Here is a 25051-nt window from a genome sequence, read left to right as displayed (position 1 = left end):
ACACTAATTATTTTTAGCATTAAGAACTTTAATTTGACGAATCATTAACCAGGTAACCGCAATAGACAATGTTAGATATACCACAATATAGGTATAGAAGCTAAAAACAATTCCTGGCATTGGTGTTACCGCATCTTTAGTGCGCATTATTTTATGGATAATCCATGGTTGTCTTCCTACTTCTGTAACAATCCAACCTGCTTCTAGTGCTATAAATCCCATAGGTGCTAACAACACGAAAAACAACCAATATCTACTCTTTGTAAACCATTTCTTCTTTTTTAAAGAAATAAAATACAATAACCCAGCTAACATTAATAAACCTCCAATACCTACCATTATTTGAAAAGCATAATGTACAATAGGAACATTAGGTCGTTCATCTTCTGGAAAATCATTCAATCCTTTAACCTCAGCATCAAAATCACCAAATGCTAAAAAAGATAGCATTCCTGGAATAGCAATTTTATAAGTTACTTCTTGAGTTTCTGGGTTTACAATACCACCCAGATATAATGGAGCTCCTTTTTCTGTATTATAATGAGCTTCCATCGCAGCAAGTTTTACAGGCTGTCGTTCTGCTATGTCCTTTGCAGAAATATCTCCACTGATAGGCTGCAATAATGCAGCAATTGCCCCAAAGGTAATTGCTATTTTAAATGCTTTTGTATGTAATGCTACTTTTCTACCTTTATAGACTTGATATGCGTGAATTCCTGCTACAGCAAAACCTGTAGAAGCAAACGCAGCCAAAGTCATATGCAGTGCCTGCGTAAACCATCCAGGGTTTAACATAGCTTTCACTGGATCTATATTAAGAAACTGACCATCTATATAATCAAACCCACTTGGAGCGTTCATCCATCCGTTTGCTGCTACAACCAATATCCCAGAAGCAACACCAGATAAACCAATAATAATGCCTGTAAACCAATGAAATTTCTCTGGTAGTTTACCCCATCCATATAGATAAAATCCTAGCGCAATTGCCTCCACAAAAAATGCAGCACCTTCTAACGAAAATGGCATTCCAATAATTGGACCTGCATGTTTCATGAATTCTGGCCATAATAATCCCAATTCAAAAGACAATGCAGTTCCAGAAACAGCACCTGTAACGAAAAAAATTGCAACTCCTTTTTGCCAAGCCTTAGTCAAGGTTAAATAGAGTTGGTCTTTAGTCTTTAACCACTTATAATGTGATACCACCATAAAAAAAGGCATGACCATACCAATACATGCAAAAACAATATGAAATATTAAGGTAAATGCCATCTGGAGTCTTGCCGCATCAAGGTTTTCCATAGAAAATATTTAGAGAAAGAATAGTCTTCTAATTATACCATAAAGATACGATGCAAAGCTGGTATTAAGAAGAAAAAAGAAGGGTCTTTTATGCTATTAATAGCATTTTATAATTGGTAATTCTTATCGTTAAAAAATGAAAACTAAAATAATGCTAATTATTTACATATGTATTTTCAAACTAAAAATAGGATTAAAAAAATTATATATATTATTGATGGATATTGCTGCAATTAAAACTTGAAAAAGTGTTCTAAAAAAACTGGATATAAAATAGAATTTATATCCAGTTATTAAAAGTATTTAGTAAACATTTTGTTTGGGGTTTAGGTTTATGAAAGTCTATCTATGAATTGCATAGCTACTTGCCGCTGGTAATTCTTGTATAAACTTTCTTAAAACATTCCAATTGATTTTTAATGAAATAAAATTTGTCATGATTTCTACATTTTAAATTAATACATTGCTTTTTTTACTGATATTAATAATTGCCCAATCAGTTGCTTATTAAAATTCAAAACGCGTGCCAAAATTTTAAACCCCAAAGAGTGACTCTCTTAAAATACTACATATCAAAACTTTAAATTCAAAAAAAAAAAAAACTATTATAACATTCTTTGGTATTGCGCATATCTCATATCCATGTAGGATTTAAAAAATACTACAAAAAAAACCTGCCAAGGATAATCACTTCCTCAACAGGTTTCTACTTCAGCAAAATAATAATTATTTAACCATTTTCATGACCTTCACGTTTTTGTCAGAAATTATCTTTAGAAGATAAATCCCTTTTGGAAGATTCGATGTATTTATAGTTACTGTATTTATTCTTGTATCTTTTGTAAAGGTAGAATTGGTTTTCTTTCCTGCAAGATCAAACATTTCTATTCTAATTTGTTGATCTCTCATATTTCCAGTAAAAGATAATGTCAATAATTCATTAAAAGGATTTGGCCAAGCGTTTACTAGTTGCAGCACATCACTTTCAGGTTTTTTTATAGAAAAAGATTCTTTAATTGCTCCAGAATTGGGGCAATCGTTCGGACAACTATCAAACCATTGATTATCATACCAACCGTTTGTGGCTCTAAATAAATCCGAAGATTGTGAACTTCCGTTATCATTAAATACAATCCCTACTTCAACAGTCTGATCTACTGTATAAGAATACCATGATGATCCATTTATTGGATTCATTGCCACTCCAGGCCAAGCTGGAAATCCAGATATTGGAGTATTTGCATTTTTATCATATAGATAGATAAATGCTGTATTCCAGGAAGATGGTTTCTTAAAATATACTTCAAAAGAGTTATCAGGAATAATTCCTGGACATTCTCCAGGACAATCATTTGTCCAACCACTATTATACCATCCGTTTATATTTCTGAATAAATTATCAGTTTGAGCTCCTCCATTATCATTAAATACAATCCCTACTTCGACAGATTCATTTACAAAATACTCATACCACGGAGAAGTGCTCAATTGCAACATTTGAACTCCTGGCCAAGCTGGGAATCCAGGTATAGCAGCATCTGTATTTTTATCGTACAAATAAACATATGCAGATCCCCAATTATCAGGTTTTCTAAAGTTAATAGTATACCCTTCTTCAATTATTTCTTCTAAAATATATGTCCTTACAGTTATTGGAGAACTTCCAGTCTCATTTATTGCTACCGCTCTAAGTTCAACCGTTCTTGGTGCACCACCTATCACAAAACCACCATTATATTCAAAATCTGCCGATGTTGGATTTGTTCCATCTAATGTATAATAAATAGTTGCAGAGTTTGTAGCACTCATTGTTACATCTACACTCTCATCAAAAGTTCCATTTACTGGATTAACAGTTAAAACAGGTAATGCTAAAGGTCCTGGACAATCATTCGGACAGCTATCAAACCATTGATTGTCATACCAACCTTCTGTTATTCTGGTAAGATCATCTGTTTGTGCACCTCCATTATCGTTAAATACAATCCCAACCTGAACTTCTTGATCTACCGTGTACGTATACCAAAGTGAGTTTTGTACATTCTGAAGAGGTTGACCTGGCCATGCAGGAAACCCAGATAATGCTTCTCCTGTATTTTGATTAAATATATAAATAAAAGCTGAAGACCAACTAGTTGGTTTCTTAAAATATACATCAAATGGTTCTCCATCCCCAATCACATAATCTCTTGTAATTACCTCTGATTGGTTTCCATTAGAATCAATCGCTATCGCTTTAATTGTTGTTGTGTTCACTATATTAAATGAAGTAGTATACTCTGTACTAGAAGCTGAAGGTGTTGATCCATCTGTGGTGTAAAAAACATCAATCGAAGCTCCTTGTGCAGTGGATCCTGCTACCATATCAACATTTATTGCATCAGTATAAAACCCTGAAACTGGGTTTATTGATAATGTTACTGTATCTGTTAATGTAAAAGGTTCTGCTACTAAAACAATTCCGAAAGTGGTTCCAAAAGTAACGGTTCCGCCCGAAACGGTAGCTGTAGTATCCGAAAAGTAATCTTTCAATTCAGTTCCATCAGGCCACATTCCAAAAACGTTCAATGCTCCTGCAAAGTCATTATCTTGTCCTTGAAATACTAACGCTTTATCATTTTCTCCATTACGATTATATTCTCGTTTAAAAATATAAGGCGCATCACTTAATTTCTGATGTGATCCACCACCAATCGAAATATGTTCTCTTCTAAATTTTCCTAGTTTTCTCCAATGCAACAACATTGCATCATCGATAGAACCCCAGTTCATGTCAGAACGATATCCAGCATCAACATAGGTCGTTGCATTAAAAAACTGACGTCCCGATTCATCTCCATAATAAATCTGTGCACCTCCAGGAGATAATAATAATTTCACTGCTCCTTCGAACATATTTCCTGTATAGAATTCACTAAAATCATGTGATCTTAGGTAGCTGATCATGTTATACTCTCCAGGTGTACCAAAACCTCCATCGTTGTTGTTCAATTTTGCAGCAAAAGAACTGAATATTTCTTCCTGACCTAAATCTGTATACGCTTCTTTAGGAGATCTAAAATTGATCATACTATTAAATTTCCCTACAGTAAAATCATCTGGTAGTTGATCTCCAACATTCCCAATAATATTCACTCCAGAGTGTTCTCCAGTCATATAAAAATCAAGATCATCTAATTTTTTAGTTGGATTATTCTGCTTCCATTCTTTTAGAGCGGCTACAGCTTCATCTTTAAGTTCTGCCCAAGCATCTACCCCCACATGTCTTTCTGTATCTACTCTAAATCCATCGATCCCGTATTCTCTTACCCAATCAGTCAGCCATTTTATTAGGTAATATCTAGGAGCTCTTGGTTTTCCTGTTCTAGCAAAATATGCATCTAGTTCATCTAATTCTTGCTGCTTTCGCCCTTCTACATCCCATTTGTCCAGTAGCCACTGAGGAAGAGCTACAGAATTAAAGGATTCTGTTCTTATATCTGGTAATCCAAAAAGTGGAGTAGTAAGATCATCACAAGGGAGCTCTCCATTATCGGTTCCACATTGCAGTCGCACCCAATCCGATGGATAATCTTCATCCACAAATTCTAATTGACCGTTAACATTTTTAAAAGTCCTGTAACCAGAATGATTCATAACAATATCTAACAAAACTCTAATACCATGATCATGAGCTGTATTTATAAATGTTTCAAAATCTTCTGCACTTGTAAAGTTTGGATCAAATGCTGTCCAATCATTTGTATGATACCCATGATATGGATAATCTCTAAAACTAGGATCATCTGCTGGCGGATTATTAAACCCATGTCTATTTTCTACTACTGGAGTAACCCATATAGCACTAACTCCAAGTTCATCAAAATATCCTTCTTCAATTTTTTGGGTAACCCCAGCAATATCTCCTCCATGGAAATCTAATTCATTATTCTGGCTGTCCTGAAAACGATCAAAATTATTGTCATTAGAAGTATCACCATTATTAAAACGGTCCGTGATAAGAAAGTAAACTGTAAGATTATCCCAAGAAAACGGAAGGTTTCTTCCTGATTGTGCTACACCAATTCTAGGTATACATAAGCACATTAATAACCCTAAATAGAGTATTTTTTTCATAATTAAGTTTTGGTTTGTGTGTTAATAAAAAACGAATGCGCAAATCTCCTTTTCAAGAAAATCCCTCAAACGTTGTAATAAATATTTCTAAAAAAAAACCAGATAATATAATATTAGAAGTGCCGTTTTTTTGCGAAAACGTTTGAGTGTTGATATTTTATTATAAAAGGGTTAAAAAAGTGAAGAATGAATAAAAAACCAATACTTTATTTAATAGATTAATTGACCCGTTACATCATAAAACATATGATCTACAGTCATTAATGAGAAAAAAAAATAATACTTGAAAACTATTTTATTCTATTACTTTAAGCTTTGCAAATCTTAATAAGAGCTTTTTGATTCCTCCATTCTCAAAATTAATCTCTGCTTTTTTATCTTGGCCTACTCCTTCTAGCTGTAGAATTTTTCCTTTCCCAAAACGCATATGTTCTACGATAGTTCCAGGTACAAGATCACCGTCAAAAAGATTCGTTTTAGGAGTACTTGTAGTGTTATTAGATACAGGTCTTAGTTTACGTAACTTACGTAATTGTTCCTCAGAAGGTTTATGTGCAACTGGTGGTGATCCAGATACTGGTTTTTTAAGTCGTAACTTGCTTTTATCAACATCGCCAAAAATATCTGTGTCCACAAGTGGTTTATATCGATACGTATCGACTGGAGTAATATACTCCAGATATTGTGGTTCTATTTCTTCAATAAAACGACTAGGTTCTGCATCTACCAATTTACCCCATCGATATCTTGATTGCGTATAAGTTAGATATGCTTGTTTTTCAGCTCTGGTAAGTGCTACATAAAACAGTCTTCGTTCCTCTTCCAGTTCTGATCTCGTATTCATACTCATCCCAGAAGGAAACAAATCTTCCTCCATACCAACAATATATACGTAAGGAAATTCAAGTCCTTTTGCCAAATGTATTGTCATTAGCGCTACTCTATCGTCATCACCAGTATCCTGATCCAAATCTGTTGCCAGTGCAACATCTTCTAGAAATTCTGCTAACGACCCTGTTTCGTCTGCCAATTCTTTCTGCTCTTCAACAAAATCTCGGATACCGTTGAGTAGTTCCTCTATATTTTCTATACGCGCAATCCCTTCTGGCGTTCCATCTTTTTTAAGTTCTTGTAATAACCCTGTGTTTTTAGCTACCATTTCTGCCAACACAAAAGCATCAGACGTCTGATTCGTTACCTGAAAACTTTTAATCATATTCATAAAGTTTTCGAGTCTGGTTTTTGTTCCGCTATTGATCTTTAGATTGATTCTGTCTAAGTTTTCAATAATTTCAAAAATAGATCGATCATAATGATTTGCTGCCACTACTAATTTATCAACCGTAGTACCTCCTATTCCTCTCGTTGGATAATTAATAACCCGTTTAAGCGCTTCTTCATCTTTAGGGTTAATTATTAATCTTAGATAGGCTAAAACATCTTTTATTTCTTTTCTTTGATAGAAAGACAATCCACCATAGATTCGATATTTAATATCTCTCTTTCTTAACGCATCCTCCATTGCACGAGACTGTGCGTTGGTTCTATATAAAATAGCAAACTGACCATTAGTCAATTGATGCTGCATTTGATTCTCAAAAATAGAACTCGCTACAAATCGACCTTCATCTCCATCAGTAAGTAATCGATTCACTAATATTTTCGGGCCTGGATCATTTGCTGTCCATACCACCTTATCCAATTTGGTTTTATTTTTATCTATTATAGAATTCGCGGCTTCAACGATATTCTTTGTTGATCTATAATTCTGTTCTAATCGATATTGTTGTACGTTATCGTAATCCTTTTGAAAATTAAGAATGTTATTAATGTTTGCTCCACGAAAAGCATAAATACTTTGTGCATCATCCCCTACTACGCATATATTCTGAAACTTATCTGATAACGCTTTTACAATAAGATATTGTGAATGGTTTGTATCCTGATACTCATCTACTAAGATATACCTAAAACGATTTTGATATTTTGCAAGTACATCTGGAAAACGATTTAACAACTCATTAGTCTTTAACAATAAATCATCAAAATCCATGGCTCCTGCCTTGAAGCAACGATCCACGTAATGTTGATAGATCTCTCCCATTCTTGGTCGTTTTGCCATTGCATCTGCTTCAACCAATTCTGGGTTTTGAAAATATGCCTTTACAGTTATTAAACTATTCTTATAAGAAGAAATACGTGATTGGACCTGTTTATATTTATATATATCTTTATCCAGTCCCATTTCTTTAATTACCGATGCAATTAACCGTTGTGAATCCTGTGTATCATATATTGTGAAGTTTGAAGGATATCCTAGCTTATCAGCTTCTATTCTTAAGATTTTAGCAAAAATAGAATGGAATGTTCCCATCCAAAGGTTTTTTGCCTCACTTGCACCAACAATATCTGCAATACGCTTTTTCATCTCACGTGCAGCTTTATTAGTAAAAGTTAAGGACAATATGTTAAACGAATCAACTCCTTGATTCATTAGATAAGCAATCCTAAAAGTAAGTACTCGTGTTTTTCCAGAACCAGCACCTGCGATTACAATCATAGGGCCATCCTTTTGCAAAACAGGAGCTCTTTGCGCATCATTTAATCCAGCTAAATATTCTTCCAAGTCTTCATATTTTATAAGCTTCGAAATTTAAGTAAACTATCCTTTTTATTGAACTATTATTAATGATACTTATAAACAAATCATTAACGTATGGACACACATAACACATGAAATAAAAAATCCATCTCAAAGAATAAATTCTTACATTGTTGATATCTTTTTCAATAAAAATATCGTTAAAATGCAATATTTTAAGATAAAAAGCATATATTTATAACTCATTACTAATAGAAACACATTATTTAAACCCCAAAAATAACCTAATATTGTTGCTATGGCCCCTAACATGAATGTCCAACCTATTGAAAAAGAACAAATCAAATTCCTAACCTTTCCGAAAGAAGATGTACTAAACAAAAGAAAAGATCAAATTGATCGTATTTTAGAGCTTCAACGAGCATTATCTCTTGGAAATTTAGAACGTCAAAAAGTTAAAATCGTTTTTGTAGATAATAAAGGATTAAAAAAAGTCGAAACTACTATCTGGGGAATCACAGATAGAGAAGTTATCTTAAAACAATCTACAATTATACCCTTAGAAAGAATTATTAGTATTTCATAAAAGCTCTAATTTTATTGCCCCGATAGCTCTCAATATTTTGTCAAAAAAATTATTGAGAGTTTTTATTTTTATGATTTTATACAATAAACTCACAATTGCACTGTTATTTCAAAACCAATGACCTCAAACTTGTATTCAATAAGTTATATTATTAATTATAAGACAAATACAAATTATAACATCTATTTTACTCCAAAAAAAATCAATCAAAATGATCCAAACCTACTACAAAAACATTACTCTATTTATATTGTTTATAAGTAGTATAGCGATGTATGCACAAGAAACATCTTCTATATTAATTGCAGAAAGTCCAGATAGTTTTATTCAAAATCTTTCAGAAAACAAAACAAAAGGATTCTCATTAAAAAACTCTAAAAGCTCATCTATTATTTTACGCACGAATGTTCAACAAGTAAATGATGATGATATTACCTTTATTGGAACCATTAATAACCAAAAATTATCAACTTTTACAATACATAAAACTAAAAACAAATTAGAAGGTAATTTAATATTACAAGACTCAAAAACAGGATATCAGATATTTACTAATGATCATGGTAAGGTATATCTTAAGGAAGCAGATATCGATACGCTAATTTGTGTTGATTTAGAAAAAAGCTCTCCAGAAACGAAGACAGATGCAAGTGTTGTTTCTTCTAAAATGGCACCAATTCTGGAAAGTCTTCCTGGAGCAGAAGGTGTTATTTATTTAGATTTTGATGGAGAAGTTGTATCAGGAACCAGCTGGGTAAGTGGAGGAACCATTAACGCTGCATCTCCTAATTTTTCTGATCAAAAAATTATTGCTGTATGGAAAATTATGGCTGAAGATTTTCGCCCCTTTAATCTCAATGTTACTACAAACAGGGCCATATTTGATGCCACTCCAAGAAATCGTAGAATGATGTGCATATTTACGCCTACCAACGATGCTGCTCCTGGCTCTGGTGGTGTAGCATATGTAAATTCTTTTTCAAGAAACAATGATAACCCTTGTTGGGTATATAATCTATCTACAAGAGCCGCTGGAGAAACAGGGTCCCATGAAATAGGACATACATTAGGATTATATCATGATGGACAAGGTGGTACAGAATATTATAGCGGACATGGGCAATGGAGTCCAATTATGGGTTGGAGTGCAAATAAACCTATCGGACATTGGAGTTCTGGAGAATATAATAATGCAACCAGTTCTCAGGATGACATCGCTATTATCGCAAATAATACAAATGGTGTAGGGTTTCAAAATGATGATCATGGAGATACTATTGGGGATGCAACATCTATCTTGGTTGATAATGATGGTAATGTTAGTGCCAGTCAAAATTTTGGCCTGATCAGTCAACGAACAGATAAAGATGTCTTTTCGTTTGTTATCGAAACTGGGAATGTATCTTTTGACTTCAGTCCTGATCCAGATTATCCAAATCTAAATATACAAGCTAGAATCTTAAATGCTATTGGAGAAGAAGTAGCTTTTTCAGATCCCTCAGGATTGAGTGCTTCTATAAATACCCAATTAACAGATGGAACTTATTTTATAGAAATTGATGGAGTTGGAGAAGGAAGTGATTTTTCCAATGGATATTCTGATTATTCATCATTAGGAAACTATACAATTTCTGGTCAATATATCCCAGGAGATAATAATCAACCGCCAGTTGCTAACTTTGAAGCAACGATTGATTGTGCCATAGCAAGTTTCACTAACACTTCTATTAATACAGTAGATACCTACTTATGGGATTTTGGAGATGGTAATACTTCAACTGAACAGAATCCAACACACGATTATCAATCAAGTGGAGTTTATACAGTATCTCTAACCACAACCAATAGTGTTGGCCAAAATACGAATGAAAAAAATAATTTCGTTGATATCAACCTGCCTAGTCAACCCATAGCTGCTAACCAAAATCTATGTACTGGAGAATCAACTACAATCACCATGAGCGGAAGTAGTCAATATCAATGGTATGATGCTCCAACTGGAGGAAATTTGATTACTACAGGATCCACTTATGAAACACCAGTATTAACTGCTACTCAGACATATTATGTAGCTGGAGCATTTGATGGTTGTGTAACAGATACCAGGACCGCAGTTAGTGCCATTGTTGCTGATAATCCAGAACAACCAGTAATTTCAGTTCCTGATAATCAAAATTTAACTATAGATAGTGAATATGCTTCATATCAATGGTATTTTAATGATGAACCAATTGCAGATACCAATCAGGCTCAATATTTACCAGATCAAGTTGGAACATATCGTGTTGAAGTTTTTAATGAAACTGGATGTAATACTATTTCAGAAGAGTTCTCTGTAGATTTATCTCAACTTAACTCTAGCCAAGGAACAAGTATTTTTAAATACTACCCAAATCCAACTAAAGATATTCTTCGCATTGATGGACTTACTATAAACGAAAAAGATATTAGAATTGTCAATGCTTCAGGGCAGATAATTATCGAGTCAATTATTACGCCTGAAGTTGATTTATCAAGTTTATCTAATGGATTATATATCATCCTGATAAACAATGAATCTGTTGGTAAATTTGTAAAACTGTAAACAGTTATCAACATTCCAAAATATTAGAAAAGCATATTTTTGAGAAATCAAAAATGTGCTTTTTTTATGCCTTAAAAGATCAAAAATATATTTTAACTTTCCTTTATAAGTTTTTTGAATATCTTTAGATGCCAAAAATTAAAACTTGAAACACACATTTCTTTTTACTCTGGTACTAGCATTACCTGGATTTCTCTTTTGTCAGCAACAATCCAAAACTGGGACTGTGATTACAGAATATGGAAAAACCTATGAAGTAAGTAATCCAGATTTCAAAACGGATCTACTGAATGAATTAAAGGTTGTTTTTGATATTGGAAGATCTTTTGGAGATAGTACAAAGGTAAATCCTCTTATCCATACCGCTGCAAGATATTTAAATATGCATGTACACGCAGGAGTTCCCTTCAAAAACCTCAAAGTAGCTCTGGTAATTCATGGAAATGCCGCTAATGATATTTTGAATACTAAAGAATATAATGCGAAGTATAGTATAAACAATCCTAACACCGAATTAATCTCTGCACTTACCAAAAAAGGAGTACAGATCATTTTATGTGGACAAACTGCTGCACATAGAAATATATCTAAATCGGATTTACATCCAGATATCAAATTGGCATTATCCGCTATGACTGCGTTAGTGCAATTACAAAACGAAGACTACAAACTCATAAATTTTTAACTCAACTAACTCCATGAAAAATAACATATTAATCGCCATATTGCTTTTGTGTTGTACTATCCAAGCTCAAAAAATTGATCCCGAAATTAATTCGTTATCAGAAACTCTGGAAAGTAAGGTTATTGAATGGCGAAGAGATTTTCATCAAAATCCTGAACTTTCTAATCGAGAGTTCGAAACTGCAAAAAAAATTGCAAAACATCTCAAAGATCTTGGTTTTGAAGTAACAGAAAATGTTGCAAAAACTGGCGTTGTTGGTATTCTAAAAGGTGACAAAGAAGGAAAAGTTGTAGCCCTAAGAGCAGATATTGATGCATTACCAGTCACTGAACGCGCTGATGTTCCTTTCAAGTCTACCGTAAAAACAACATTTCTTGATACAGAAGTTGGCGTTAGTCATGCCTGTGGTCATGATACTCACATTGCAATTTTGATGGGTGTTGCAGAGGTGTTAAGTAAACATAAGGATAAACTTAACGGTACTGTTAAGTTTATTTTTCAACCAGCAGAAGAAGGACCACCGCCAGGAGAAGAAGGAGGTGCAAAACTCATGATCAAAGAAGGTGTTCTAAAGAATCCTGATGTAAATGCAATTTTTGGGCTTCATATTAATTCTGGAACACCAGTAGGAATGATTCGTTATAAACCAGGAGGCACTATGGCAGCAGTAGAACGTTTTGTTATTGATGTCAAAGGAAAGCAAACTCATGGATCCGCTCCTTGGACTGGTGTTGATCCTATTCTTATTTCAGCAAAAATAATTGATGGTTTACAAACTATCATTAGTAGAGAATCTCCTTTGGTAGATGAAGCTGCTGTGATCACGGTAGGTAAAATCACCAGTGGAGTTCGTTTTAATATCATCCCAGAAAAAGCTGAAATGATCGGAACTGTAAGAACCCTTGACCCAAAAATGCGTGCATTGATTATACGTCGTATGAATGAAATGGTTCCAGCAATCGCAAAAGCTTATGGTGGAGAAGCTACAATAACATTTCAAAATAACACATCGATTACTTATAACGATCCTAAACTAGTAAAACAAATGCTTCCTACAATTCAAGGAATCGCAGGAAAAGAGAATGTAATTTTATCAAAAGCTACCACAGGAGGAGAAGATTTTTCGTATTTTCAAGAAGTTGTTCCTGGGTTTTATTTCTTTTTAGGAGGGAAATCTCCAGATACAAAAAAAGCTGCTTCTCATCATACTCCAGATTTTTATATTGACGAAAGTGGCTTAGTGCTAGGTGTTAAAGTAATGTCACAATTAGCAATTGATTATTTAAACGCACAATAATTTAACATATCATGGAAGCTGTCTTAAATTTCTTAGGTTCTATATCCTGGTGGATGTGGATTTTGATTGCACTAGCACTTATCGCCATAAGAGATGTTTTTTTTAATAAAAAACATACGGTAAGTCATAATTTTCCGATCGTTGGTCACCTTAGATATCTTCTGGAAAGTATTGGTCCTGAAATGAGACAATACTTTGTTGCGAATAATAGAGAAGAACTTCCATTTAATAGAATCGAGAGAGGATGGGTATATGCATCTTCTAAGAATGAAAATAATTATGAAGGTTTTGGTACCGATAGGGATATCTATCAGCATCAGCATATCTTTGTAAAAAATTGTATGATTCCATACCAAATGGATGAGAATCATCCTAATAAAATTGATAAGACTTTTCTTCCATGTGCGAAAGTAATGGGTGCATATAATGAGCGTAGAAAACCTTATCGTCCAGCTTCTGCTATTAATGTTTCGGCGATGAGTTTTGGTTCTTTATCCGCACGAGCTGTTGATTCTTTGAATATTGGTATTAAAAAAGCTGGAGCCTATCATAATACTGGAGAAGGAGGCTTATCTCCATACCATAGTAATGGTGGTGATGTTGTATTTCATTTTGGAACTGGATACTTTGGTGTACGAAGTAAGGATGGAAATTTCTCGATGGAAAAAATGAAAAAACTAGTAGAAGACAATCCATTTATTAAAGCTATTGAAATTAAACTTTCTCAAGGTGCAAAACCAGGAAAAGGTGGTGTACTGCCAGGAGCAAAAATAACACCTCAAATTGCCAAAATAAGAGGTGTAGAAGTTGGTAAAGATGTACTATCACCCTCATCACATAAAGCTTTTAAAAATGTTCCTGAGTTATTACAATTGATAGAAGATATTGCCGATGAAACTGGTTTACCTGTAGGGATTAAAGCGGCTATTGGTAAAACTGAACAATGGGAACTATTAGCCGAGTTAATGGTAAAATCCAATAGAGGTCCTGATTTTATTACAATTGATGGCGGAGAAGGTGGTACAGGAGCAGCTCCTCCAAGTTTTGCCGATCATGTATCTTTACCTTGGATATATGGGTTTACTGCTATTTATAAAATTTTTCAAAAACATAAGCTTACAGAAAGAGTCGTTTTTATAGGAAGCGGAAAATTAGGGTTTCCTGCAAAAGCTGCTATGGCGTTTGCAATGGGAGTTGATTGTATTAATGTAGCTCGTGAAGCTATGATGAGTATTGGTTGCATTCAAGCGCAAATATGCCATACCAACAAATGTCCTAGTGGTATAGCAACCCAAAGTAAATGGTTACAAAAAGGAATTAACGTTCCTCTGAAATCTGATCGACTCGCTCAATATTTTAAATCTTTTAGAAAAGAACTTGTTGAGATTACGCACGCTGCGGGATATGAACATCCAAGCCAATTTACGATGAATGATATCGATGTAAATGTGGATGATGGCGAGTTAACTAAAACCTTAGAAGAATCTTTTAAATATACCAAAACACCCGTAGCTTTTAGCTGTTTAGAAGATTTAAAAAATTGCTCCTTTCTTGGAGGACATTACAAAGAAATTGATAAATAATAAACTAACATAGATGAAACTAGAAATCATACCTTTATTACTTTCGCTAATACCTTCACTTTTTATCACCTTATTAGCATTGTATTATTTCAAAACACACACTGATAACGAAGAAAAAAGGCGAAGATTTCTTTTACATAAAGAAAATCAAAAACAAGCATTACCACTAAGGTTACAGGCATACGAGCGAATGGCATTGTTTTTAGAAAGAATTTCTCCGGGTAAATTATTACTAAGAACACCACCACTTGGAGAGGATAAAAAAAGTTATGAATCCTTGCTTGTAAATACTATAGAACAAGAATTCGATCATAATCTTACGCAACAGATTTATATTTCTGATGAATGTTGGAATATTGTAAAAGCTGCTAAAAACGGTACTATAGCTTTAATTCGTAAAACGGTATTAAAAGAAGAAGTAGATTCTTCGGATACAATGAGAGAAGTCATCCTTACAGAAATAGTAGAAAAGGGATCACCTAGTGATACTGCTTTATCAGCAATCAAAAGTGAAGTGGAGGATTTGTTTTAATATAAAAAATCAGCCAGCCATATCTATATCTTTTAGTTTATTATCTTCTGCCTGTTTTGCTTTATCGGCAGCATACTCAAATCCTTGTTTCCACCAATTACGCATTAATTTCTTATTAAAAACTAAGGAATTCTCTGTAAGTTTAGATGGTGTATAGTATAGATTAAGCACTACGTCTTTATTTTTTGCAGCTAATTTACCAACGACAGTATCATGGCCTTCTACCTGATCAAACATGAAGCTAAAAAGATTAACCATTAAGGAAAAAGGGTTCTTCCCCAAAATCTTATTATGTTCCATATTTTCGGATTCTAAAATAACTGCATCCACTTCTGTCGCACCTCTACGGATTGCTTCTCGAATAGGAACCATACAGCCAAAACCACCATCAGCATATTCGCAACCATTTTTGGTTACCAAACTCATAAAGGGAACATAATTACAGGAAATCCATATCCAATCACAAAAATCTTCATATGAGAAGTCATTGATAGATTTATATTCTGTAGTATTTTTAGTAAGATTAGAAACCGTTACTACAACATCGTTAACCTTCTTTTTAGCAAGCTCAAATTCTATTTCAGAAAAATTTCTTCGAATATTTTTTCTTAGATTTTTACTCTCTCCAAAGGTTCTTCTACGCTTTAAGAATTGCAAAACAGTATTAAAGAAGTTAATCGAAACAAACTCTCGATTCCCTTTTTTTCTTGTTCTAAAAGGGTTAATACTAAAAATAGTATGCTGATTTACATTGGTATAAATTTCATACACCTTATCAATATTACCCAACGCTAACTGAGGTATTAATAAGCTTCCTGTAGATGTTCCTAAAAAAAGATCATACTTTCTTCCTTCTTCCTGCATTAAATATTGTGCTACACCACCTGCATATGCACCTTTACTTCCTCCTCCTGATATTACTAATGCTCGCATATATTATAATCTATTAGATGTGTTTTTTTCTTTAGCAAACTCGTATCCTTTGGCCCACCATTTTGTCATTTTTTCTTTTTCAAAAATTAATGAGTTTGTAGTTAAAACTGTTGGCGTATAATACAAATCCATGGCTACCTCTTTTTGTGAAGCTGCAAATTTACCTATTCTAATATTTTGATGTTCTATTTTATCCATCATAAAATCAACCATACTTGTAATTAAAGTAAAAGGATTCTTTGTTGGCATTCTATTTAAGTAATTCACTTCGGTTTCTAAAATGATAACATCTATTTCTTTTGCTCCTCTTTTAATTGCTTCTTCTATAGGAACCATAGATCCTAATCCTCCATCCACATAATCGCAATTGTTTTTACGCACCAAACTCATAAAAGGAGGATAATTACACGAAATCCACACCCAATCTAAAAAATCCTCATATGTACATTCTTTAATTGACTTATACTCTACTTCATTAGTCGATAGATTGGTTACCGTTACAACCACATCCTGCAAACCAGCTTGTAACATAGTAAAATATTCATTAGAAATTGCGTTTTTAATCAGGTCTCTTAAGTTTCTACTATCTCCAAAAGATTTTCTGCCTTTTATCAGATTACTCAATACATTAAAATGATTAATACTTATGCTATTAAACCCTCTTTTCTTTTTAATTATAAAAGGGCAATTCCTGAATATAGAAGATTGATTTACTGAAGTGTAGAAATTCTTTATTTCCTCTATTTTAGACAATGCCAAATGAGATACTAAAAGACTTCCAGTAGATGTACCGATAAACATATCATATTGTCTACCTAAATCCTGAATTAAATATTGCGCTACTCCTCCTGCAAAAGCTCCTTTACTGCCTCCTCCAGAAATTACTAATGCGCGCATGTTTTAATTATGGGGTTAATTTATTTTCTAAATAATCCTGTTGCCTCTTTGGCAAATTACTCTTTAAATCTACATATTTCTTTTGAAATTTAGGATCCTTCAATAGATTATCTAATACTTTTCTACAAAAGTTTCTAAATCTCCAATTATGATGCAATGCTCCATCTACAAGATCTATAAGAGATTGGTCGGAAAAAGCCTGAAGACTTTCTAAATAAGTAAATGCATTTTCTCTAGTACTAAAATGATGTATTGAAGAAGAATACCCTGATAATTCCGCATAAAACTCCTGATGCTTTTCTGGCTGATAATCTGATGTACTTAGTGCTAATACCAACCAAAGTATTCTAACATTTTTATCATTAAATCCAATAATGTCTTTCGTTTTATCTAAATATGAGTTTCGTTCTGAAGGAAAATTAGCCCATAAATGATACAATGCAGGTTCTATAGTAGCATACGATTCATCTTCTAACAAGGATTCATACTGTTTTTTTAATCCTTTAGGAATACGACTCATGGTATTTGCGATTGCTTGTCGTACAAAAACATTATTAGTCTCAAATGCTTTATTAAATAGTGCGATGGCTTCCTGTGAGGTTTCTCCATCTAACTGATAGATTACTTCCTGCCCCAAATATTCATTGATAGGAAAATCCAATGCCGTAGCCAATGTTCCCCATTTTCCTGCTAATGGTTGTGTACGTTCGCCTGCCAAACCAAGGTATTTTTTAATAAATGAAGAAGTTGTTAAGATATCCAATGCTTCTTGTGATGGAAAAGCAATAGCTTCTAACCAAATTTTCCGATATTCTGTTAAATCCTGGCCGCTCACCTCTTCTGCTACGTTTATAAAATCAGACGTATTAACATTACTGTATTTATGTTTATCCAGGTAATTGTGGATAGTAATCTTGAAATTGGCGTCTCCTATCAGGTTTTTCAATGCATGTAACGCCCACGCACCTCTTTGATAAAAAGTTAACGAACTTGCCTTTGAATCTAATAATGAGGTAGCATCTTTCGCTTTTGCCTGCTCTGTAAGTTGTTCTGCACTTTCGTATAATTTATATTGAAAATACTCTTCTCCAAAAATCTCTTTTTCTGCCAACAATGCATAATAGGTGGCAAAACCTTCTTGCAACCAATGATGTTTGCCTTCTGTTTCTGTGACTAAATCACCAAACCATTGATGTGCTAATTCATGAGCATTTACATTGATATAATTGCGATCATTAAAAGCGATATTGTCTACCACAAAAGCGTCAGAAAAAATAGTAGTTCCAGTATTCTCCATACCTGCATATAAAAAATCCTTTACAGGAATTTGTTTATAATTCTGCCACGGAAAAGCATAACCGATTTCCTTTTCTAAAAAATCAAACATTTGCTTACTATGCTTATAGGTCGATTCGAATTTATCCCTATCTTCTGGATAATAATACATTTCTAATGGAATCCCACTTTCAGAAGTTTCTACAACTTTTCCATATTTCCCTACTGCTAGTGCCAATAAATAACTACTCATGGGTTGTTGCATATCGTATTCCCATCTTCGGATAGAATCATTTACGAGTTCTTTGCTAATTAGTTTCCCATTAGCTATCACCTCATAATCAGCATCATAATTAATCGTCAAATCAAATACTACTTTCTCATTCATATCGTCAAAACTCGGTAACCAATTAGAGGTATATTTTCCTTGTCCTTGGGTCCAAATCTGATCATTTCCTTGATAATCTTTTAAGAAATATAGTGCCTTTTGTGGAGCCGCGATATATTGAATCTCTATCGAGTGCTCTGCAGCTGGTTTAAAATCAGAAACTATTTGTAACACCTTGTCATCATACGTTATATCTATTTTCTCTCCATCTAATAGTACATTCATGATTCTCATTTTCTGAGCATCTATCGCAATAGATTTTGTAGGTTTAAGAACTTTAAAAGTATAGGTAACCTTGCCTTCAACCTTTTTATAATTAGCTTCTAGAAAAACATTCACATTTCCTGTTAAAAAGTCAACTTCTTTGCTCTGTTGTGCTACAACTCCAAAAGAAAAAAAGAACGTAAATAGATATAAAATAAATCGCATAAGTATCAATAATCAAATGTTCTGCCAAAATAACGATTTTAGTCTGGTAATGTGACAAGTTTTGCATTGAACATTTTTATGATAAATAGTATCTTCGCTCCAATGAATCCTAATATATTACAAACTCCTATTGATTATCTAAAAGGTGTTGGTCCTTCTCGCGCCGATCTGTTACGTACAGAATTGGGGATTCATACCTATCAGGATTTATTAAATCTATTTCCAAATCGATACATAGATAAAACTCATTACTACAAAATTAATGAGTTACAACGTACTTCGGCAGAAGTACAAATGGTAGGTAAGATTGTGCATCTCAAAATGGTAGCACAAAAAAGAGGGAAACGTTTAGTTGCCAAATTCATTGATGATACTGGCGAAATGGAGTTAGTTTGGTTTAGAGGTCATAAATGGATCAAAGAAAACTTAAAACTAAATACTCCCTATGTAATTTTTGGTAAGACAAAATACTATAATGGGTTTAGTATGCCACACCCAGAAATGGAGCTCCTTGCCGAACATGAAAAAAACCTCAAGGTGCTCATGCAACCTGTATATCCTTCAACAGAGAAGCTATCTAATAAAGGAGTTACTAATCGTGTGGTTAGCAAAATGATGCAACAGCTATTTCTAGACACAAAAGCTAGATTTTATGATACACTTTCTGAAGAAATACGTAGTGAACTGAAGTTAATTCATAAAAGCGAAGCCATTCTTAATATTCATTTTCCTAAAAACCAGGAGTTATTAGCTAAAGCGCAATATCGATTAAAGTTTGAAGAACTTTTTTACATTCAGCTACAGCTTATTACCAAAAAACTGATCAGGAAGCAAAAAATAAAAGGGTTTCCTTTTACAGAGGTAGGAAAACATTTTAATAATTTCTATACACATCACTTGCCTTTTGAACTTACTAATGCTCAAAAACGGGTAATTAAAGAAGTTAGAAAAGATATTGGTAGCAGTGCACAAATGAATCGTTTGCTACAAGGAGATGTAGGATCAGGAAAAACCATTGTAGGATTAATGACTATGTTGTTGGCAATAGATAATGGTTTTCAAGCATGTCTTATGGCTCCAACAGCAATTTTAGCCAATCAACATTATCAAGGAATTGTAGAACTTACTAAAGATTTAGATATCAATGTAAAGTTATTAATGGGAAGTTCTAAAGCCAAAGAACGTAGAGAAATTCATCAGGAATTAGAAGATGGAACGCTGCATATTCTAATAGGCACTCACGCAGTTCTTGAAGATAAGGTACAATTTAAAAATCTAGGATTAGCTATTATAGACGAGCAACACAGGTTTGGAGTCGCACAACGCTCTAAACTTTGGCATAAAAACACGTATCCTCCACATATTTTGGTAATGACCGCAACACCAATACCCAGAACCTTGGCTATGAGTTTGTATGGAGATCTAGATATCTCTGTGATTGACGAATTACCTCCAGGAAGAAAATCTATAAAGACAGTACATCGTTATGATAGCAATCGTTTAAAGGTTTTTAAGTTTATTTCTGATGAAATACAAAAAGGAAGACAGGTATATATTGTGTATCCGCTTATTCAGGAATCTGAAGCCCTAGATTACAAAGACCTTATGGATGGGTATGAAAGTATTGCTCGCTCCTTCCCTACTCCAGATTATCAGATATCGATTGTGCATGGTAAAATGAAACCTGCAGATAAAGATTATGAAATGGAACGTTTTGTAAAAGGTGAAACCAATATTATGGTAGCTACTACTGTAATTGAAGTAGGAGTTAATGTTCCTAATGCCAGTGTTATGATTATAGAAAGTGCAGAACGTTTTGGGTTATCTCAGTTACATCAGTTGCGTGGTCGCGTAGGTCGTGGAGCCGAACAAAGTTTTTGTATCCTAATGACCAGTCATAAACTTTCTTCAGATAGCAAAACAAGACTAGAAACCATGGTACGTACTAATGATGGTTTTGAAATTGCAGAAGTAGATCTTAAATTACGCGGACCAGGAGATATTATGGGAACACAACAAAGCGGAGTTCTAAATCTCAAGATTGCTGATATTGTACGCGATAATGATATTTTAAAAACCGCTAGATATTACGCTATGAAAATTCTAAAAGAAGACCCTTCTCTATCTCTAGAAAAAAATAAGGTATTATTATTTACCTATCAACAGCTTGCTAAGCATAAAAACATCTGGAATTACATTAGCTAAAAAAGATACTTTATATAACTTACAGTATTGTTTAGCGTATGTAGACTTATGGCAGAGAACATCCCAAGTTTAAGTCTGGCATAACCCAAAAATATACCCATTACAAAATGTGAACTTAACAAAATTGGAGATATCAATATATTCTGTAATGTCAATTCAAAATTGAATATATGCATATAACCAAAAAACAAAAATGATAGATAAAACACACTTCGTTTATGTTTACTCCAAAAATTAGATAAAGTCTTCGTGATTTTATCTTTTCTAATTAATAAAACAAACATCAAAACTCCGTAAATACCTGAAACTAAAATCCTCTGATTTATTGATATAGGATGAATTGCATCAAAAATCACAATTTTATTAATTACAAAATGTAAGATAAAGAAAAGTAACAACGAAGTAGAAATCACAAAATTTCTTATACTAAAAACCAACCCTAACCTAGTAGCACATTCTTCAATAACGGGAGCCAGGATAAGTGCCAAAAACATTCTACCTAAGAATGTTTTTTCTTCTAAACTAGTCTGTGTTAAATTCTCTGGAATTTCAATCCCTAAAAAATGCAAGATCAACCCAGAAAGCATCATTGCCATAAACCTGAAGAGCGCAACCAATACTATAATTTTCAGAAAAATCAAGATATATTCCTTTACGGCATACTTTGTTCTTTTAACCTCTCCTGTTTTTAATACTTCAATAACCTCATTAAGTGTTTTTTTCATTCAATCGCAACTTAGTATATAGAAATAGGACGTCATTATGCTTAATTGTTACAATGTGAATTCATATTTATTTTTAGTTAGCTTTATTAGAAGAAGTATCACCGTATCTCTTAGATATTACTATGCATGATTTTTGCTTTTTATCTTAAGATCGATTCATATACTCTTGCCAAATTATCAAAAGATATTTCTTTTTAGTGTATTCTTTTAATTCCAGAAAACCATATTCATAACAGAAAAGATATACCTGTCCTTTTTGGTTTTTCCAGTAATGCGTAAAATACTTTGGATCAAAACCTTCTTTCAATAATTTTTCTTGTCTGATGGTTACAAAACCTGCTTTATTAAAGCCTTTTAATATTTTTCTATTCTTTTTTAGTTGTGTATCTATTTTTTTGAAAAGTGTATCTTCTTTATCTTGATTTTTAATATTATGATATGCTGATTTACAATAAGGATTGCAAAACTTTTTATCTTTTCTACCTTTTATTATCGACTCACAATACAGACAGTGTTTCATTTTAGTTCTTCTTATACACTAAAGTGTCTATTATGTTCAAGTTGTTACCCATAGAATTATACGTTTAATAAACGTTTAATTCTACGGCTATAATTGTGTCTGGTTATATAATCACTCATATTTGACAAGCATGAAACATATTAATAAGCATATCACTCTAAAACATATTCTGATTAATCAGCAAAAAATGATTGGCTTACAATTCTACCCAGATAAAGTAATCCAGGCTTTAATCAAAGAATTACCTAATCCTAGGTGGAGTACTCTTTTTAATATGGTATATATTGCTAATACTAGGAAGAATCAAGGATTAATTTTTCAAAAAATTTAAAGGTGTTGCCTGGATCAATTGTAATTATTTCTACAACAACAAAATTATTAATCCTACTAGTGAAATAGCAAATACCGACTGGTTTGGTAACAGATCTCTGAGAAAAACATATAAGGTTTGCCCTGAAGAATATTTACAAAAACTAGCGTTAAAACGCTACGCTAATAATACTATTAGAGCATATGTAACCGCATTTGAAGCGTTTATCAATTACTACTCTGATATTGAACTTTTGAATATAAGTGAGCAAGAAATAAGGTTGTATCTCAGGAAACTGATACAAGAAAAAAAATCAGACTCCTATATTAACCTAGCTATTAATAGCATAAAGTTTTATTATGAAATTGTTCTGAATATGCCAAATAGATTTTACGCTATAGAAAGGCCTAGAAAAAAGAAGAAGCTTCCGATGGTATTGTGCAAAGAAGAGGTTTTAACTATTATTAATAACACCAATAATATAAAGCACAAATGCATTGTAAGTCTTTTGTATTCTGCGGGTTTAAGACGAACTGAATTACTAAATTTAAAAATTACTGATATTGATAGTAAACGAATGGTTATCAGAGTTGCTAACGCAAAAGGTAATAAAGATAGATATACCTTATTATCTGTTAATCTATTAAGAGATTTAAGAATTTATTTTAAGAAATATAAACCTACAAAGTTTTTGTTTGAAGGTCCAAAAGGAGGTCAATATAGTGGTAGTAGTGTAAAAGCAATAATAGAAAGAGCCGCTAAAAAATCTGGAATTATAAAAAAGATCACTCCACATACATTAAGACATAGTTTTGCTACACATCTACTTGAAAACGGAACAGATCTACGATATATTCAATCATTACTTGGTCATAGTTCTAGTAAAACAACCGAAATATACACGCACGTGGCTACAAATAGTTTTAGAATGATCAAAAATCCTTTAGATTTGTAGGTGATAAAAGAGATATAATAGCAATAGCTGTTATACTATTGTTATGTTCAATTACCAAAATGAACGAAGAAGAAATTATAGAAATAAAAATGTACGTGCCCGACGAAGCTTCAACGGCAAATTATGACGTAATCAAAGTTTCTGACAATAGATATAAACTGACTAATAATGATCCTTTCAATGAAATATTGACATATGGAACTACTATCGAAGTTTTCCCTGAGAAGAAAAAAAGAGATGGAGAAGAAATATTTGTGTTTAAAGAGATATATGCTGAGTCCGAATATGATCTTGAGGTTATTGGCTTACCTATTTCCTTAAACGAAACTGAAATGAGAGTTGTTGGACAAATGATATTGGATGAAGGAGGATATTGGGAAGTAATTTTTGGAGGAATGGGCTACGTTAATTTACCAAAAAACTCAAAGCTAAATGTGATTGAAGAGTTGAATAAATTGATAAAAGCCAAACAAGAACTTAAGAAATGACCAAGCCTGTATTGATATTAGATTTGGATGGAGTTTTAATTACAACTCCTATGTGGAAGGCTGACGAAATTGATTCTGATGGTTATTCTAAATTTAATGAGGATTGTATAACTAATTTGAATAAGCTCTTATCCAAATGGGAATTTGAAATTTGGTTAAGCTCGACACGTAGAACTATAAAAACATTAGCTGAATTCAATCAAATTTTTAGAAATCGGAATATTAAAACTCCAATTAGTGGTTTCTTACCTGAATATAATGATTGTAAGACTAGAAAAGACGAAATATTAAGATTTATTGAGGAATATAAAATTTCAAATTTCTTGATGATTGATGATGATAAATCCCTAAATGGATTGGAAGAAAAGTATAAGGAAAAATTAATATTAACTGAATTGCAAAAAGGATTTGATCTAGAAAATCTGGAACTTGCAATTGAAAAAGTAAAAAGAACATAACAGGTTGTATATTGCATATGCTGCCTTCGGCTAGCAAACGCAACATACAAGCAACGTTGTGCATAATTAGAAAAGAGAGAATGAAAAGAATACTTATACTGACAATTTTAAGTTTGACAATTCAATACTCTTTCGGACAAGCTTGTGGAATATACAGGATAAAATATGTTGGAACTAT

General features: G+C 33.0%; 19 protein-coding genes. 11 read left to right on the top strand and 8 right to left on the bottom strand.

Going from position 1 to position 25051, the window contains the following annotated elements; genetic code table 11:
- Window positions 1-3: 3 nt before the first annotated feature.
- The 3 genes from QBK95_RS22035 to QBK95_RS22025 form a co-directional block, all read right to left on the bottom strand.
- Window positions 4-1305 (bottom strand): cytochrome ubiquinol oxidase subunit I, encoded by a 1302-nt coding sequence (locus tag QBK95_RS22035; RefSeq protein ID WP_280936731.1) that lies wholly within the window; start codon window positions 1303-1305, stop codon window positions 4-6.
- 726 nt (window positions 1306-2031) lie between these two features.
- The gene (locus tag QBK95_RS22030; protein WP_280936730.1) at window positions 2032-5421 is read right to left on the bottom strand and encodes a starch-binding protein; all 3390 of its coding nucleotides are present in this window, start codon (window positions 5419-5421) and stop codon (window positions 2032-2034) included.
- A gap of 295 nt (window positions 5422-5716) precedes the next feature.
- Window positions 5717-8047 carry an ATP-dependent helicase gene (locus QBK95_RS22025; protein WP_280936729.1) on the bottom strand — a complete coding sequence of 777 codons (2331 nt, stop codon included), beginning with the start codon at window positions 8045-8047 and terminating at the stop codon, window positions 5717-5719.
- Window positions 8048-8321: 274 nt separating this feature from the next.
- Between QBK95_RS22025 and QBK95_RS22020 the strand changes: the two genes are divergently transcribed.
- The 6 genes from QBK95_RS22020 to QBK95_RS21995 all read left to right on the top strand — a co-directional run bounded on the left by QBK95_RS22020 (window position 8322) and on the right by QBK95_RS21995 (window position 15290).
- On the top strand, window positions 8322-8609 hold the full coding sequence (locus QBK95_RS22020; protein WP_280936728.1) for a hypothetical protein: 288 nt from the start codon (window positions 8322-8324) through the stop codon (window positions 8607-8609).
- 211 nt (window positions 8610-8820) lie between these two features.
- The gene (locus tag QBK95_RS22015) at window positions 8821-11193 is read left to right on the top strand and encodes an Ig-like domain-containing protein (RefSeq protein ID WP_280936727.1); all 2373 of its coding nucleotides are present in this window, start codon (window positions 8821-8823) and stop codon (window positions 11191-11193) included.
- Between the two features lie 145 nt (window positions 11194-11338).
- Window positions 11339-11878, top strand: a complete 540-nt coding sequence (locus QBK95_RS22010) for a DsrE family protein (protein WP_280936726.1) — start codon at window positions 11339-11341, stop codon at window positions 11876-11878.
- 13 nt (window positions 11879-11891) lie between these two features.
- The gene (locus QBK95_RS22005) at window positions 11892-13175 is read left to right on the top strand and encodes an amidohydrolase (protein WP_280936725.1); all 1284 of its coding nucleotides are present in this window, start codon (window positions 11892-11894) and stop codon (window positions 13173-13175) included.
- Window positions 13176-13186: 11 nt separating this feature from the next.
- The gene (locus QBK95_RS22000; RefSeq protein WP_280936724.1) at window positions 13187-14758 is read left to right on the top strand and encodes an FMN-binding glutamate synthase family protein; all 1572 of its coding nucleotides are present in this window, start codon (window positions 13187-13189) and stop codon (window positions 14756-14758) included.
- A gap of 13 nt (window positions 14759-14771) precedes the next feature.
- Window positions 14772-15290, top strand: coding sequence for a DUF7935 family protein (locus QBK95_RS21995; protein ID WP_280936723.1), 519 nt, complete (start codon window positions 14772-14774; stop codon window positions 15288-15290).
- Between the two features lie 9 nt (window positions 15291-15299).
- On the opposite strand, the gene QBK95_RS21990 is transcribed toward QBK95_RS21995, so the two are convergent.
- From QBK95_RS21990 to QBK95_RS21980, 3 genes are read right to left on the bottom strand one after another with little or no spacing between them, the layout of a single operon-like run.
- The gene (locus tag QBK95_RS21990; RefSeq protein WP_280936722.1) at window positions 15300-16223 is read right to left on the bottom strand and encodes a patatin-like phospholipase family protein; all 924 of its coding nucleotides are present in this window, start codon (window positions 16221-16223) and stop codon (window positions 15300-15302) included.
- 3 nt (window positions 16224-16226) lie between these two features.
- Window positions 16227-17120 (bottom strand): patatin-like phospholipase family protein, encoded by an 894-nt coding sequence (locus QBK95_RS21985; protein ID WP_280936721.1) that lies wholly within the window; start codon window positions 17118-17120, stop codon window positions 16227-16229.
- 7 nt (window positions 17121-17127) lie between these two features.
- Entirely contained in the window at window positions 17128-19212 is a 2085-nt protein-coding gene (locus tag QBK95_RS21980) for a M1 family metallopeptidase (RefSeq protein WP_280936720.1), read from the bottom strand.
- Window positions 19213-19314: 102 nt separating this feature from the next.
- Here QBK95_RS21980 and recG point away from each other — a divergent pair, with 102 nt between their 5' ends.
- The gene (gene recG, locus QBK95_RS21975; protein ID WP_280936719.1) at window positions 19315-21417 is read left to right on the top strand and encodes an ATP-dependent DNA helicase RecG; all 2103 of its coding nucleotides are present in this window, start codon (window positions 19315-19317) and stop codon (window positions 21415-21417) included.
- On the opposite strand, the gene QBK95_RS21970 is transcribed toward recG, so the two are convergent.
- Window positions 21414-22142 (bottom strand): CPBP family glutamic-type intramembrane protease, encoded by a 729-nt coding sequence (locus QBK95_RS21970; protein WP_280936718.1) that lies wholly within the window; start codon window positions 22140-22142, stop codon window positions 21414-21416. The genes recG and QBK95_RS21970 overlap by 4 nt on opposite strands.
- Before the next feature lie 145 nt (window positions 22143-22287).
- On the bottom strand, window positions 22288-22662 hold the full coding sequence (locus tag QBK95_RS21965; protein WP_280936717.1) for a hypothetical protein: 375 nt from the start codon (window positions 22660-22662) through the stop codon (window positions 22288-22290).
- A 130-nt stretch (window positions 22663-22792) separates the two neighbouring features.
- Between QBK95_RS21965 and QBK95_RS22925 the strand changes: the two genes are divergently transcribed.
- Genes QBK95_RS22925 through QBK95_RS21950 form a run of 4 tightly spaced genes read left to right on the top strand, consistent with a single transcriptional unit; the run spans window position 22793 to window position 24873 of the window.
- Window positions 22793-22993: a hypothetical protein gene (locus QBK95_RS22925; protein ID WP_348637352.1), complete on the top strand. Its 201-nt coding sequence runs from the start codon at window positions 22793-22795 to the stop codon at window positions 22991-22993.
- Window positions 22994-23006: 13 nt separating this feature from the next.
- On the top strand, window positions 23007-23927 hold the full coding sequence (gene xerA, locus QBK95_RS21960) for a site-specific tyrosine recombinase/integron integrase (RefSeq protein WP_348637353.1): 921 nt from the start codon (window positions 23007-23009) through the stop codon (window positions 23925-23927).
- 59 nt (window positions 23928-23986) lie between these two features.
- Entirely contained in the window at window positions 23987-24415 is a 429-nt protein-coding gene (locus QBK95_RS21955) for a hypothetical protein (protein ID WP_280936716.1), read from the top strand.
- Window positions 24412-24873 (top strand): HAD domain-containing protein, encoded by a 462-nt coding sequence (locus QBK95_RS21950; RefSeq protein WP_280936715.1) that lies wholly within the window; start codon window positions 24412-24414, stop codon window positions 24871-24873. Before QBK95_RS21955 ends, QBK95_RS21950 begins: the two co-directional genes overlap by 4 nt.
- The last annotated feature ends 178 nt before the right edge of the window (window positions 24874-25051 follow it).

The sequence above is a fragment of the Aquimarina mycalae genome, from assembly GCF_029906345.1.
Lineage (GTDB): Bacteria > Bacteroidota > Bacteroidia > Flavobacteriales > Flavobacteriaceae > Aquimarina.
The sequence above is the reverse complement of the archived record's forward strand: the minus strand, read 5'-3'. Positions and strand labels throughout refer to the sequence as shown.